Raw genomic sequence first — 14,260 nt, 5'->3', positions numbered from 1 at the left:
AATAAGCAACATTAAATTGAATACATCATATATTCTCATTTAAGATATATTGATTATACAAGAAAAAGAAAAAGGACATCAATATGAATCGGCTCCAAAAACTAGATAGCAAACCGGACGGAAAGGTGTCATTCGCCGAAAACGCTGTTTATACCGCAATGATTCCGATGGGCGCCGCTTATCTTTCCACCTGCCTGTTAAGCTTTGTTCTATATGGCGAAGTAATGAACAGAGGCTTAGACAGCCCGTTGCTAGCACAAGGCGTTCCAGCCCTAGCAGCTGCTGTTGTAGGTACCTCGATTGGCCTTGCCGCTTTGGGCAACCTTGATAAAGAACATCTGAGAAACGCCGGCACTGCCGTGAAGAATCTCGGGCGCTCATTTGTCGACGGAATTAGTCAGATGGGTAAAAACCTAGGCCTCATTGATGAGGGTAAAACACCTATCTGCCAGGCTATCGATGCGCCTTCCAGTAAACGGTCATACTGGGCATCCACAGCTTTGGATTCAACACGCATGATGCTGGCCGCCCCCTTGTTATTCTCGTCTGTAATGGCGGGTATTGGCATTGGCTATCTTCCGTTCGTAGGGCAAGGAAATTACGGCGCGGCAGCAGTTCAGGCTGGCGCTATGGGTGCTGTTGCTGCCGTTACTGCCTTGGCCCAGATTGGGCTTACCAAGGTAAAACAAGATCTCAAATCCGACGAGAAATTCAGCGCGGCTGCAGCCATGGCCAAGCCTCAAGATCCCTTCCCCATGGTCAGCCGACCCGTTGTTCGCGACTTGGGGATGGAGCCATAGCAATAGAACAACTGGACGAGAGCTCTTTCTGGATGAGCTCTCGTCCAAGTGCTGGCTAAAGCCCCATATCTCCCCCGAAAGCCACGTCACGTGCCGTGCCCGACATCTTAAGCAGTAGTCGTCTGTCCCGGAAATGACCATAAGCGACATTGAGCGTCCGGTCGTCGTTGCAGGCATCGATGATTACCGCCAGGGGCTCTGACTCAAGCAGACGCAGGGCAATTTGCTGGAAGGGTAGCGGGTTCGATGAGTCAGTGAATCTGAGCATTTCACGAATGAAGTGATCAGGGATTGTAGGACGGCAAGCCTCACGGTCAGCGTATTCAACATGGGTCATCCTCGCGCACAACAGATAAAAGACCTCCTGCTTGCTGATATCGGCCCTCTGGAATGCATTCATCATTTTGTCGAGCAAGACCGGGTCTGTTTTATCCTTGTTCAAGAGGAAGGTGCCTTTGACGATGGCCGCAATGCATTCCCGCCCAAATGCTTTCAGTGTGCGCACCGTTTGCTCCAGATCAAGGATGCCGTGATCATGGCTATTGCAGCGCATAGTAAGCAGCGAGAACGGCTCATCCAGGCTGGGTTTGCAGGCGTCAGCCCACAACTGGAGGCTGTATTTGCGCGATGTGCTGTCCGGCACTCCCATCATGGCTCTCGCCTGATAAACCAGCAGGTCAATGATTTCTCTGTGCCCAAGGTACTCGGGATTATCCCGCAAATATCCTAGAGATCTCTCGGGGAAGTACCTCACACATGCCAGAGTCTTTTCCCGCTCGCTGGCAGATGCCTGGGCATAGATTCTGGGGGCGATCGCTTTGTCATTGATGAGGTAGGTCAGGATGCAGTCCTCAACACCCACAGGCGCCACCACACCCAGCAAGTCCAAGGCATCACTGGTGATGCTTGCCATCACCTCATACTTGCGAATGAGGTTGTAATTGAAAAGTCGCTCCAGGGTCTGGCTGACTTCCGAGTCATTGTTTCGGGTTATTTCCCGGACGTAGAGAATCAGATCCGACAGGCGTGGGTGCGGGATACACAGGGCTGCTGCGCAGAAAGCCAAAGCGCAGTCATGAACCGCATCGGCATCCATACCGTACTGCGAGTTGTCCACGTGCTGACAAACATGGTCGAGGCTCAAACCATGCTCCATGTAGGTCACGAACGTGTCTTGCACCTCGCGGATTTCAGCCACCGAGATAGGCCAGTAGGTATCATTGCCCCTGGGGTTTTCCCGGAAATACACCACACCCTTGAGCATCGTCGGCTGTGTCATGTCATAGCCCCAGGTCGGAGGCCATGGCCTTGTCGCGCCCCGTAGAGCCCATTTGCGTCAACAAGCGCTTGTCAGGGATAACGGCATACGCAGCGTTCAGCAAGCGATCACTGAAGCAATGGGATAGCAGGCTTTCCACGGGCTCTTGCGCCACCATGTGCTCAGCCATCTGGCGCAGCTGGATAGGCCACTGAGCCTGGGTGTAATTCAGGGCTTCGCGAATGTAATCACCCCGGTCTACACCACCTCGCTCCTGAAAGTCGGTGTATTCAATCGCCGACATACCTCTGCAGGTCATGTAGAAAAGCTTATGGGCGTCAACACCTGCATCTAGGAATGTTTGGGTCAACTTGCCAAGAATCGTCCGGTGAATAGGGTCGTTGGACTTAAGCTCACCCACGATCGCAGCTACGCACTCACTTGTGAACAGGGCCATGGTTCGTTTGGTTTGCGGCATATCGAGCACTGACAGATCAATTTCATTAGACTCGATGCCCTCAAGTGTCCATTGCTCCTTCACATCAATGTCAGAATTCTCCAGCCAACTGCCGGCGTCACAGGTAGAAGCCGCCTCACCATAGCTCCAAGTCGATAAGGTATTGCCGAGTCTCTTCAGGCGCATCAGCACTTCGGTGTGCGGGATGATCTCTGGATTGTTGTCCACCCATCCAATGGTACGTGCAGGCCTGTAGGTAACTCCCAGGATCCCTTCTTGGCGAACCTCTGGCTTAAGATACGGATCAAGCCGCTTGCTGAGCTTTGGATCGTTGATCAGCACCAGCATTTTTGCATCATCAGCGGTCAGCGGGGAAAACTGCATCAGATGCTCAAGACCTATGCTGTCCAAGGTCTGAGCTACCATCATCTTGCGCCCCATGTTGTACTCAAACAGGGTGTCGAGCACACTTTGGATCTCATCGCGGTGATCACCCCCTACGTCGGCGATGTACCCTACAAGATCTTGTATTCTGGGATGCGGTACGCACATCGCGACAGCACAGAAGGCTCTGGCAGCATCCATTCTTGGAACTGATTCAAATTCAAAATCCTCATCCTCGCTCTCGACGTGCTCCAGGATGTCGTCAAAGCTCAGACCCTCTTCCATGTAGCTGACAAAGGCGTCCTGCACGTGACAGATGTGTTCGTAGGACAGCTCCCAACAGAAGTCAGAGGTTTCATCCTTGAGGTACAGGTCAGCGTCAAGCAGGCGTAGGGAGGTCATGGTCTTCACTCTTGGTCTTACTCCAGTGTACGCGCAGAGAAAAGCGCCAGCCAAGGCATCCCTTCCTACAGATGTAGGCCTAACTTCAAAGACAGGCGGCGGCGGTTGCGGGGTCGCAGCAGGTTTGCTCTACTGCCGTCTGCCCCTACGCCGGAGTGACCCTATGTTTCTGCAGTCTCGCGCCCAAATACTGGCCAAAATAGATGATTTGATATCTGCAAGCCATGCCGGTGGTGATCGCTTGCGTGCTGCGGTAGCTTTTTGGGGTGAAGGGGCTCAAGTAATGGCGCGAGGAAAGGGGCCACACGAGTTGATCTGCAATCTCTCTCATCCTGGAACCAACCCAGGCGTCATTGAAACCATCATGCGCCAGCCCAATGTGGTTTTCAGGCAGCGGGACGACCTGCACGCGAAGGTTGCGATCAGTGCGGGCGGGGCAGTGGTGGGTTCGGCCAATTTCTCCGAAAAAGCACTTGGCTTGCAGATGGCGGAGGTCGGGGGGTGGATTGAAGCCGGCTTCTTCATTGAGCCAGGTACTGCGCCCCACGGTGAGGTTGATCTATGGTTCGATTCCATTTGGGCTGGCGCCCGTGCCATTACATCTGATGACATCGAACAGGCCAAGCAGCGCTGGATACGCGAAGGTGGAAAGCCATACGGGCCAGAGCTATTCGAAGAGGATGTGTTTGAGACGCTACCCCTTGGCGCAAAGTCTCGCAACAAGACCCGCATGGCCTCCGCCGAGTTGGCCAGGATTTACTACAGAGCTTTCCCCGGAGAGGTCGAAAACAAGGCCACTATCAAAGTGCCGGCTCATGCTGCCAACCTGTTGTGGCTCTTGTCTGGCCGGGTGGCGCGAACCAACATTGAGGGCAAGCCATACTTTTTGACCCCCGATATGGTGGCCAATCGAGCCAGGGACCTGAAAACCTTCGACAAGGTGCAGGCGTTTCTGGTTGAACTGGCGAACAATCCGGCACTTCGCCCTAAGCCTGCGATTGTCCACTGGGCTAAGTACGGGGCAAACCTGGACACGTTCAGTCTCGGCTGGTACCGAAAAGGCGAGTAGAGCTCACCTCTTCGATCTTTTCGACAAAGGCATGCTTTTGGTGCGTGTGTATAATCCCGCGCAATGCTTTGAGATCAGGCGCTGTGTCTGATGTGAGATTTGTTGGAGGAAATTTAATGTCTGCTCTATCCAACCCGCTTGCCATTGCTGCGCTGAACAGGGCTCTGAAGAAGGTTCGAAGCGGGCCCGTGCGCAGGCCCAAGTTCGATAGCCGCACTGCCGACAAGTTCGTGATTCGAGGCTTTGTAGAGCTATTTGACGAGCTCAAGGGCATCGGGCTGCACCAAGGCCGAAGCATGAACTCCGAGGCCATAGCCGCGATCCTGGACGCCCTGGATGGCCAGGTTCGATCTTTGATGCTGGTGAAGTTGCTGAAAGAGCGCCTAGGAGACCCCATTTGCAAACAGGTGCTGGCGCAAATCCCCGATTTCGAGCTTGAGGGCTGCACCACACCAGCCCTGTTCGTTGTCAGACTTCCCCCCAATGTTCGGGAAATCATCAGGAATGGAGTAGCTCAGGCAAGCTCTTCGCACGGCTCAATGAAGGAATGGGTGCTCGAAGCACTGGTGAAATGGGTCAACGTTCAGCGCCAGCAGTACGCCCTGATGACAGCTACTATCGCCATGGAACCCACGTTGCTGGGCCATCAAGAATAATCAGGGCTCATGGGCGATCGCTTTCTCGGTCGCCCGCGTCATTTCAAAGTCCGATGTCATGACCCATGAGGCTGTCGCGCTGTTCTGGTGACAGGCGCTTCATCACCGATGCATCACGGATATGCCTGGCAATGACCAGTAGATCATCCTGGTTCTGCATCAGATCCAGAAAGTAGGGCAAGCCCAACTTCTTGATGAACGTCTTGGCGATGTGGTTGCACAGAGGATCGTTGTCTTTTAGCTTCGAGATCAGGTTGCAGTAAATATCTCGATGAAGCTCCTGCTCAGAGCTGTGAAATTGTCGCGCTAACTCGACTTTGGCTCGATCATACCCCTGACATGCCTGCATGTAGATTTGATCCACCGGCATTTTGCTCTCAAAAAGCACATCAAGCGCCTGGTCAAAGTAGGGGATTAGGCTAGCAGCGCGACCCTCCAGCTTGCCAACTGATGAGTAATTGAGGTTCTCGGCCAGCAATTCGATGCTACCAGGGACTTCCTCAAGCCATTCTCTAATTCCAGGCATTTGAAAGACTTTCAGATCCAGCACTGCGGCATCTTTGAAATCGTAAACTGCATACGGAGGGGCTTCATCCAGTGAAAGCTTTGGGTAGTCACTGGATTTCATCCTGTTGCTCATCATGACCTTCTGCATGGACAAGCGCAGCTTGATCTCATGATCCCGAATGTCGCCAAAGTGGCTGATGAGAAAAGACCTGACCTTCGAGTCTCTGTAGGGGTAATGGGTTACGGCTGCCAGGAAGGAGAGGATGTAGTCGAATTTATTGCCTGCCTTTTCGACCAGCCGCTTGGCCATGATGGCATCATCGAAAGCGATAGCCAGGTTCTGGAAAGGGTATGTGTCGATCTTTTTGAAAAATTCCAGGCGCTGAAGGGTTTCTGGAGATTTCCTTAAATAGCTGTGATAGCTGGCCAACTGAAACTTCTCAAGCATGTTGGAATAGGCGAATTTGACGTCGTGCTTGAGATCGAGATCGTTGATGGCAGTGAGGGCGTAGTCGATCAGATCCTGCTCATCCCCGGCTTCAATCAGCGTTAGGGCCAGGTAACACGAGAAAGCCTCGGCTTGTCCGGTAATGTCATGAAGCTTTCTGGCGGCAACCTCGACCGGGGTCTGGTGCCTTGCGGCATCCGACAGATAAGCGTAAGCCGTTCTGGCAATCACCCCATCCACCCAATCCGGACACTCTGAGAGGCTTGGATACTCCTGGCCACCGAAGGTAACGGGGCGAGTATTACTCAGGGGAAAGCATGAAAGTTCGTAGTGCATGAAGTGGATGTCCTGGTTCGAGGTCAATTCCATTCTAGTGGATGAGGGCCCTGTGACCCAAGGGGCATCTATTGGCAATGCTTACCAATATATGATAAAAAGCTCGCCAGCCGATTGGTCAACTAGTAAATGGAGAAGATTTTCAATGTCCGTGGCAAAGAGTGTTGCAGCAGAAACCAAACCACCGCTTATGCAGGTTTTTTTGCTGGCGTTGCTCGCCGTGCTGGTATGGTCGGTAGGCTTGGGCCTGATTTATGTGGGGTACCAAAATTCCAAGCGTGCGGATGAGCGTGTAGCGAGTTGGGCAAGTGCTTATACGCAAGTCTCCAGTGGATCTGCGAAAACCTGGTTCAGTCCTCTGAGCGTTGATGACTGCATGAAAACCCTGGAAAAGCTGAGCATGGCCGGGTTTTCGTACCAAGTGGATGGCAAAGTACAGGACGGCTTGGCATTGCTCACTACATGCAAGAAGTCTGGATCGCATGCCATTACCTATTGGCGTTGATCGTGTGGCAATAGCCACTTCTACGTACGCAGGCTGTACTGCTATGATCAATATATTGACAAAAGCAGACTGGGGGCAGGGGCGTGAGCTACGACACCTACAAGGCATTCGAGCGATCGATGCTAGACGCACAATTTGATGCACAAAATAGCTTGGATCTGCTTGCTCAGAACCATTCGGACTCGCTCTACGAGACCGTCAAGAACGTCATGCACGCCGCCAACATTCTCCCTCAAGTCGATCGCGTGCAGCTAACCGAGCGCATGTTCGAGGTCATCGCTTTGCGTCACCAGAAGCAGCGCGTTGCCAAGCCCTTGTTTCTACGCTTGCTGCTAGCCTATGGCCCGGTACTCAAGCCCGAGCAGCTCGACAAGCTGATGGGTGATGATGGGGTGCTCAAGGTTGACGTGGATGATTTGAATCAGTCCTTTGAGGGGGTTTACCAGCATCCCGCATTATCTCTGAATCTTAACGTGCGCCACCAAGTCAATGCGCAGTCGATTGGCTACCTCTGTAAGCGCCTGTGGGGCTGGTATGCCCTCGAAGATCACCTATCCCGGCAAGTGGGTCGGTGCGAGAGCTCAGCCATTGTAGGCGAGCTGCTGGCGCATGAACCCTTTGCTCACATGGCCAGGCGTCTGACGCTCAAGACCCAGGTGCTTGAAGACCCCAGAGTGTTGGCTCATGTTGTCGCTCACAAAGCCTACAAGTCCAGTGAGAATTTCCGGGTGCTAAGTGCTGGCCTACGCACTCCAGATGAAGCCCTCTTTCAAGCCACCCTGGAGACCGTTTCAGGATGGTCACGCGCCGAAAGCACTCACTACATGCAACACTCGACCGCCCAGGTCATGTGCGTCCTGCTCGGCAAGGACTTCAGGGGCGCCACGGGTGACCTCAAAAGGCGTGTGGAAATTGCCAATTCGGTGTTCTCCGAGATCGGCAATACCGCCAGAAAAGGACGTGAGGACTATATGTCTGCAGTAGGCATGGCGCTGTAGGTATACGCCGAAAGCACCACGCTAGAGCGCTGAGCCCGGTGCGGGCTCATTTTCACTTGGTTGTCAGCTCAATATCTCGGTCACTGTCGTACAACTTTAGGCTCAATTGCACATTCCCCCATTGCAAGAAAACTCAGATAAACCGGTCATGTGTTACTACAAGGTCGCATTTCTGCAAAATTTTGTTGACGAAATGGGGCTACAAGCCTAAGTTCTTCGGCGCTAGAAACGGACTTTCAAGGCAGTGGCGGATGATGAAGGATCACGAAATCAGGCAGATGGCCAAGACAGCAAAATGGCCCAGTGCAATTGTGGCGCCCTCAGGGTTTGCTAGACAGGTCGCACTGGTCATTGATGAGGCGATCGAGCTTGAAAGTGGCGAGCATATGGAGTTCGACAGTGTGTCTTTCCACCTGGTGGATGCGCTCACCGACATCCGGCAATGGGGAGAGCGCGCCATCGCGCATTTCAACGTTCTGCTGCCAAGGTACACTCTGCCCAGATCCCTGCAGCGCGTAGTGGATCTTGGCCCTGCAAACGCCCATGTCTTTGCCAAACAAACTGCCAGCCTGATTGGCATGGACTATGTGTGTACGACATGCGGACTTGAGGCTAAAGGTCGACATACCGCAAATTTCTTCGCTCCGATTGATCTTTTCATACCCGGTAACGCGCAAGACCGCCTGCGGATCAAGACAATCTGTCATGCACAGAGTTTTTCAGCCCTTGCGCTTTGAGCGTTTCACTCGGGCCGGATATCCATATTTGTAGGTGTAGTACGGCTGGTTGGGCCGCGTGTGAATCAACACGTAGGTGCCTGCGTGGGATGCCAGGAGCAGGGGTGTTAGAGAGATCGTCAACTTCAGCCAAAGGGCTGACTCAAGGATTGCCGGCATCAGGTTCAAGTTAGCTTCGACAAGCATCTGGATCAGCATTGAAGCGCACACACCCGCGTTCAACAATACGTGGAGCCATCCAGCCCTGGCAAACCTGGGGCGGTACTGGTCACTATCCTTGAGCATTTCCACGAAGACAAAGCCTGTGGCTATGTTTGAAAGCAAAACGAGCAAGATCAGCACCGAAAGCCAAATCAGGTTTGTGAATCCTGACAATACTACCCATGCCTGCGCGATCAGCCATACCTGCAGCGCAAACGTCGCCGCCAACCCTGTAAAGGCCATTCGGGTGGCGTTGGTGGTGTATAGCAGGGCAGACTTATAGGCGCGCTCTTTCAATGATCAGCGCCCGCTGTCGTGAGGTACGGCAGCACAGTCTTCATCGCTTCAGTAACGTTGCTGGCGTTGCCGTATTTGGCTTCGGTGGCCAAGATTTCAAGCAACCGACCGCTTTCGAACTCGTTGATTAGGTCGCTGATGATCGATTCAACGCGGCACTCGTTAAGAAAGCAGATAAATCCTCGCGCAATCAATAGATTGACAGTATCTCTGTCTAGGAAATCATCGAGTAGACCGAGTCGAGCCATCAACCCCAAAGCTGAATACTCATCGCCTTTAGGGTCATAATGCTTGTCTTGCAGGATGAGCTTCTTGAGCGCTGGCGCACCAACAATTCTGAGGAGGATCAGGAAGCCTTCGTGGCCCGCTCTGTTTTCCCACTGCATATTGAGAAATGGCTTGATACTGAACAGACCTGAAGCTGATTCAGACTCAAGGAACTCAAGGATTTCAGGAGTAAATCTTGGAAAGTGATCAACCTCCAACAGGACTTCGCCCACGTTGAAAGCCATCATGATTTTTGCCTGGTCAAAGGCATGATCATTGAGTGCGAGCATGACATGGCGATGAATCCACCATTGCTTGTCGGCTGCGCTCAAAGCGTTTCCAACAAACGCCAAGAAATCAGGCAGTGCGTCTTTTTCAAGCACATGGGGGAATAGCCTGCCATTGATCAGGGTGTCGACAACATATGGCGCCCCGCGCTCAGGCGCTTTAGCCTGAAAAGACTGGATCATCTGAATGCGCGCATGATCGCGAGTTTGCTGGTTGGACGAGAAGGCGTTGATCTTGGGGAGCGAAATGTTGTTTGAAGGCATGATGTTCTCTTGTTCTTGGATTGCCCGGCGTCGCCGGGCTTTAGGTGATGCAATCGGCAGAGCTCAGTTTTTTGACTGAGCCCATTCATAAACCTTGGCGAGAGCCTGGGTGAGTCCGGATGCGCAAATCGGTTTTTTGGCTTCGGCTGCCAGCAGGGTCAGCACCTGCGAAGGCTCAAAGCGTTTCAGAATGTGATCGACGGCAGCGCCAGTTGCCGCTTTGCTTAAGCCTGCAATCAGACCCCTTGCGATCAGCACGTTGATGGTTTGCTGATCGAAGTAGCCGTCGAAAGCCCCTTCCTCGCAAAGAAGAGACAGGGCGCCGTAATCTTCGTATTCCTCATGCCCATTAGTGAAGTGCCTGACAAGCTCATCAAGGTTGACCAGCTTGATCAAGCGAACGAACCCTTCTATACCTGCAGGATTTTGGCACCAGTCGCGCAGTTGAATGAAAGGCCTAATGGCACAGATTTCCCTGTTGGTCTCCAGAAAATCGATCAACTCCGGGGTAATGGATCCCTTGAAGCTGTCAGCTTCGAATACCAGGACTTGGTTCGTGAATTTGTGGATGGTAGGAATTGCCTCAAAGGCACGATCCCGGAGTGCCCAATCGTATCCTCTGGATATCCACTGCTCGAAATCAAAGCGATCGAGCTTCATGGAAAGGAAAGTAAGCAGCTCAATGAGCCTTGGCTCGTCCAGGTCATGGATAAAAAGACTCGATCCTGACAGCATCATCTCGATACCGCGTGAGTCAGTCGATGACACTTCCCGAGCCAGTTTGAGAAACTCTTCCACCTTTTCCACGCGAGCTGGTTTTCGCAGTGACGGGTCAGCTGAAAAAGACAGCAGGCGGTGCGACATTGTTCTGAATTTCATAGTAATTCCTTGATTATCCCCGAGTGCCTCGGGGACTCGATGAGGGCTTTAGTTGCCCAGGGCATAGAAGAGGTTGGCTTGGCTGATCAGCTTGCCGTAGCGCAGATCCACATCAGCCTTCTTGGCATCGAGCAGCGAGCGCTGAGTGTCCAGCACCGTGGAGTAGTCAATGGTGCCGACCTGGTATTTACGCTGGGCAAAGTCCATGGCCTTCTGAGCAGCTGCAAGCTCGTCTTTCATCCAAGGGCTCTGCTTCTGGTAGCCGTCGAGGTTGATCAGGGCCTTGTTCACGTCAGAGAAGGCCGTGATGACCGCTTTCTGGTATTGAGCTGCCTGTTCACGCTGAGAGGCTTTGGCCTGATCGATCTGGGACAGACGCAGGCCACCGTCGAAGATAGGCAGATCCAGCGTGTATCCCAGCGTCCAGAACGAGCTTCCCGAGCCAATCAGAGAGGAGAACGCGCCGCTGCGGCCACCCCCTTGCGCCGTCAGGCTGATGGAGGGGAAGAGGGCTGCGCGAGCTACCGCCACATCAAATCCTGCTGCATCCAGGTTCTTTTCGGCCACAATCAAATCGGGCCGCTGTTGCAACAGTGAGGAAGGCAGGCCCAGAGCCGGAGATGCGATCGTGTCAGGGATGTTGGTCGAGCTTGCAATTGTCAGGTCAGGCTTGCCGACCAGGATGGCAAGGCTCTGCACGTAGACGTCGCGATTGGTGCGTGTGGTAATCCGGGTGCGTTCAAGGCTGGCAAGGTCTGCCTTGGACTGCTCCACATCCAGTTCAGACGTGACACCATAGGTAAGGCGACTCTGAGAAATCTTCAGCTCTTTCTGGCGTGAATCGATCTGTTCGTCCAGCACCGATAGCTCAGCATCCAACTGACGGATCGTCCAGAACTGAGTAACCACCTGGTTGCGGATCAGGTTTTGGGTGTAGAGCGTGTTCTGAAAAGCCGACTCAGCTGACTTCTCATCTGCCTTGGTCGCGTTACTAAGGCGTCCCCACATGTCCAACTCAAACGAGGCAAGACCTGCCAGCTGATGGGTTGAACTGTGAGTGCGCTCACCACCCGTGTTGGCCGATGATTTGCTGCCTGTGCCGCTGGCCGACAGCGAAGGCGCTTCGGCAGATTGGGTCTGACCTAGAACCGCCATGGCCTTCTCGTACTGCGCAAGCGATACCGCGATATCCTGGTTGTTGTCAGCAGACAGTCGGGTTATGCGCGTCAGCTCAGCATCCTGATAGCGCTCCCACCAGGCATGAAGATCAGGCTTGGTCTGCTCGGCTTGTTGCTGGGCCGCAAGGTACTGGGCGGGAAGCTGAACAGGCGCTGGCGCCTTGGGTGGTTGGAGCGCACAGCCGCTGACAAATACGGCAAAGGCAAGTGGAGTCAGCAATCGGGTAGAGAGCACGAGGATTGTCCTGTTGTTGTTCTATTACCAAAATTCTCTCACGTAGAACAATTTCCAGCAATATATTGCTAAACCGACTATGCAGAAATCCTATGCGCCGCTTGTCCATCAAGATGCATACACTGCGACGGTCAATGTATAGTCGAGTTAGGCATATATTGAATATGGCCTTTCCATTCAAAATAAAAATAAAGCGGGAGCGTTGGGGCCATGAGCGGAATTGCCCAGGTGCTTGCCCAATTTGGGCATGTCGAAGACAAAAAAAAGGTATTGCCCATTTTGCAGGCTGACGTCTCAGCATTGCGCGAATCGTGGAAAAGTCATATAAAACAGGGGCTTATGTCTTTCGACGTGGCAACACTTGAGCGCCTGGATGCCGCTACAGCGCTCAAATCATTGGGGATGGCCCTGGCTGTAGAGTCTCCTGACGTGGATATGATCCTCGACTACATCGACAGTGACCAGTCAGGATTCCGGGATCCGTCCAAAGACAACGAGCTCGACGAAAGGATGCTCGCTGCCGTAAACAGAGGCTTTCGTGAGGCACGCGCTACTGGCTTTAAAGCCCTGACCTACCAGCCACCGTTCCTGATTAAATCTGATGACATGGAGAGCCATGAGGGTGATCGATTCCAACACGCTCTCTCAGAATACGACACGCACATCAATCGACATCTGCCGGTACCCAGGCTCTATACCTCTCATTCGTTTGGCAAATGCCAGGTGCGACCACCCAAGCTCTACGATGCTATTTTTTCCTCCGACATCTGCATGACGCGCCAGCAGCTGGCCGATCTTACCTACGCCAAGGACTATGACGCACTGGAGAAGCTGGCTGCTTTCAAAGATATCCCCGCATCGATTCAAGCCCTTGTGCAAGATCAGATGCAGAGCTTTGACTACCTGGCCTCCCTGGATGCCCGCAAGCGCCTGCTAGGCAGCGGCGAGATGACCATGACTGAATCCAGGATCCGTCTTGAGTCGGCCTTTCGCAACTTAGGAAATTTTGGCAACAACCAGGATGTCGCCCCGACCCTCAATGGCATCAAGGCGTTCGAGTTCAGTCCCACGTTCCTTCAACAGGGGCTTCAGCACACGATCGACGCCATCATGCAGGAGTATTCAAGAAAGCCTGTGTCGCTGTCTGACCCTGCTGCCCCACAGGTGTACAGCCAAGCTTTCGCAGCACTTGCTGCCCATGGGCTTGAGATTGACACCACTGCCATCATGGCCAAGGAGCGCGTGGACTTTTGTAAGGCAAAGGACATGAAAAACCAGGGCAGTGGTTTGCTACCAAATATACTTAAAGGCCTGGGATCCCCAGCCAATAACCTGGTCAAAGGTGCCTTGATGGCAGCCGTACAGACATTTCCCATTCCTGAGGTATTCAAGCACTGCGACCCTGCCAATGAGCGCCAGATGAAGACGCTGTACGAAGCGACGGGCCATGCGCAGTTCCTGCAGAAATTACCGGGAAAGGCCAGGGATGCGGCATTTGCGATGGATATGGGGCTTTAGAGAAAGACCGGACGCACAAATCAACAGGCGACCTAGCCTGGCGCTCACAGCGGCACCCTACACTGAACACAATCTCAAGGAGCAAGCAGTGAAAGCATTTGAAGTGACCCTCAAGGGGTACTATGGCGGAAACGACATGACTGACGACCTGATTCTCTGGGTAGCCGCTCAGTCGGAGGAGAGCATCTACCTGGCCGTGGGCGATTGTGGAGAGAAAATTCGCGAGGTCATTCACAACAGCGGCGCAAGCCTTGAGGACTGTGACTGGACATTGCCGGCTGATGCGGCATTCGTGGCCATGGCCGTGGATGAAAGGGCAATTATGTACCTGGACAAAGAGATTGTTGCGATCGATAACGACCGCGTTATTGTTTGGAATGAAGGGATCCAGGACACTGTGATGCTCAGCTACGGCCCAGAGGCAATTGCCGCTCACCGCCTGAGCGAGCGGGAGAAGCAGCTCCTGATTCGGTACGACATCGAGCTGTCGAGCCTGCAGGGCCCTCAGGTTTAACCCCAAGGAGTCGGTTTGGTGTGCCTCACACCAGGCTCAATAGGTATCATGCAGAGAGGCACT

At 53.3% G+C, this 14,260-nt stretch carries 15 protein-coding genes; 8 read left to right on the top strand and 7 right to left on the bottom strand.

Annotation, left to right across the window (positions count from 1 at the left end; all coding sequences use genetic code 11):
• Positions 1 to 83: 83 nt before the first annotated feature.
• On the top strand, positions 84 to 800 hold the full coding sequence (locus IFT57_RS08200; protein ID WP_122530969.1) for a hypothetical protein: 717 nt from the start codon (positions 84 to 86) through the stop codon (positions 798 to 800).
• Between the two features lie 55 nt (positions 801 to 855).
• Here the strand turns inward: IFT57_RS08200 and IFT57_RS08195 are convergent, their stop codons facing one another.
• Positions 856 to 2,079, bottom strand: coding sequence for a hypothetical protein (locus tag IFT57_RS08195; protein WP_244656757.1), 1,224 nt, complete (start codon positions 2,077 to 2,079; stop codon positions 856 to 858).
• A gap of 1 nt (position 2,080) precedes the next feature.
• Positions 2,081 to 3,301, bottom strand: a complete 1,221-nt coding sequence (locus IFT57_RS08190) for a hypothetical protein (protein WP_122530970.1) — start codon at positions 3,299 to 3,301, stop codon at positions 2,081 to 2,083.
• Positions 3,302 to 3,464: 163 nt separating this feature from the next.
• On the opposite strand from IFT57_RS08190, the gene IFT57_RS08185 reads away from it, so the two are divergent.
• The gene (locus IFT57_RS08185; protein WP_192151152.1) at positions 3,465 to 4,370 is read left to right on the top strand and encodes a phospholipase D family protein; all 906 of its coding nucleotides are present in this window, start codon (positions 3,465 to 3,467) and stop codon (positions 4,368 to 4,370) included.
• Between the two features lie 116 nt (positions 4,371 to 4,486).
• The gene (locus IFT57_RS08180) at positions 4,487 to 5,026 is read left to right on the top strand and encodes an Arc family DNA-binding protein (RefSeq protein WP_122530972.1); all 540 of its coding nucleotides are present in this window, start codon (positions 4,487 to 4,489) and stop codon (positions 5,024 to 5,026) included.
• Between the two features lie 43 nt (positions 5,027 to 5,069).
• Here the strand turns inward: IFT57_RS08180 and IFT57_RS08175 are convergent, their stop codons facing one another.
• Positions 5,070 to 6,317 (bottom strand): hypothetical protein, encoded by a 1,248-nt coding sequence (locus IFT57_RS08175; protein WP_192151150.1) that lies wholly within the window; start codon positions 6,315 to 6,317, stop codon positions 5,070 to 5,072.
• Between IFT57_RS08175 and IFT57_RS08170 the strand changes: the two genes are divergently transcribed.
• The 3 genes from IFT57_RS08170 (at position 6,316) to IFT57_RS08160 (ending at position 8,557) form a co-directional block, all read left to right on the top strand.
• Positions 6,316 to 6,822: a hypothetical protein gene (locus IFT57_RS08170; RefSeq protein WP_122530974.1), complete on the top strand. Its 507-nt coding sequence runs from the start codon at positions 6,316 to 6,318 to the stop codon at positions 6,820 to 6,822. The two genes, IFT57_RS08175 and IFT57_RS08170, sit on opposite strands and share 2 nt — an antisense overlap.
• A gap of 83 nt (positions 6,823 to 6,905) precedes the next feature.
• Complete coding sequence (locus IFT57_RS08165) at positions 6,906 to 7,820, top strand: hypothetical protein (RefSeq protein WP_241032672.1); 915 nt, start codon at positions 6,906 to 6,908, stop codon at positions 7,818 to 7,820.
• A gap of 251 nt (positions 7,821 to 8,071) precedes the next feature.
• Positions 8,072 to 8,557 carry a hypothetical protein gene (locus tag IFT57_RS08160; RefSeq protein WP_122530976.1) on the top strand — a complete coding sequence of 162 codons (486 nt, stop codon included), beginning with the start codon at positions 8,072 to 8,074 and terminating at the stop codon, positions 8,555 to 8,557.
• Here the strand turns inward: IFT57_RS08160 and IFT57_RS08155 are convergent.
• From IFT57_RS08155 to IFT57_RS08140, 4 genes are all read right to left on the bottom strand, one after another.
• Positions 8,540 to 9,055, bottom strand: a complete 516-nt coding sequence (locus IFT57_RS08155; RefSeq protein ID WP_122530977.1) for a hypothetical protein — start codon at positions 9,053 to 9,055, stop codon at positions 8,540 to 8,542. The two genes, IFT57_RS08160 and IFT57_RS08155, sit on opposite strands and share 18 nt — an antisense overlap.
• A complete protein-coding gene (locus tag IFT57_RS08150) occupies positions 9,052 to 9,873 on the bottom strand; it encodes a hypothetical protein (RefSeq protein WP_122530978.1) in 822 nt (273 codons plus the stop codon). The genes IFT57_RS08155 and IFT57_RS08150 overlap by 4 nt, the downstream gene beginning before the upstream one ends.
• A 63-nt stretch (positions 9,874 to 9,936) precedes the next feature.
• Entirely contained in the window at positions 9,937 to 10,752 is an 816-nt protein-coding gene (locus IFT57_RS08145; protein WP_122530979.1) for a hypothetical protein, read from the bottom strand.
• Positions 10,753 to 10,800: 48 nt separating this feature from the next.
• The gene (locus tag IFT57_RS08140; RefSeq protein WP_342030337.1) at positions 10,801 to 12,165 is read right to left on the bottom strand and encodes an efflux transporter outer membrane subunit; all 1,365 of its coding nucleotides are present in this window, start codon (positions 12,163 to 12,165) and stop codon (positions 10,801 to 10,803) included.
• Positions 12,166 to 12,375: 210 nt separating this feature from the next.
• Between IFT57_RS08140 and IFT57_RS08135 the strand changes: the two genes are divergently transcribed.
• Entirely contained in the window at positions 12,376 to 13,683 is a 1,308-nt protein-coding gene (locus IFT57_RS08135; RefSeq protein ID WP_122530980.1) for a hypothetical protein, read from the top strand.
• A gap of 88 nt (positions 13,684 to 13,771) precedes the next feature.
• On the top strand, positions 13,772 to 14,197 hold the full coding sequence (locus IFT57_RS08130; protein ID WP_122530981.1) for a hypothetical protein: 426 nt from the start codon (positions 13,772 to 13,774) through the stop codon (positions 14,195 to 14,197).
• Positions 14,198 to 14,260 lie beyond the last annotated feature (63 nt).

The sequence above is a fragment of the Pseudomonas sp. CFBP 13719 genome (assembly GCF_014842095.1).
Taxonomy (GTDB): domain Bacteria; phylum Pseudomonadota; class Gammaproteobacteria; order Pseudomonadales; family Pseudomonadaceae; genus Aquipseudomonas.
Note: the sequence above shows the minus strand (reverse complement) of the source record. Positions and strands in the feature narration are given on the sequence as shown.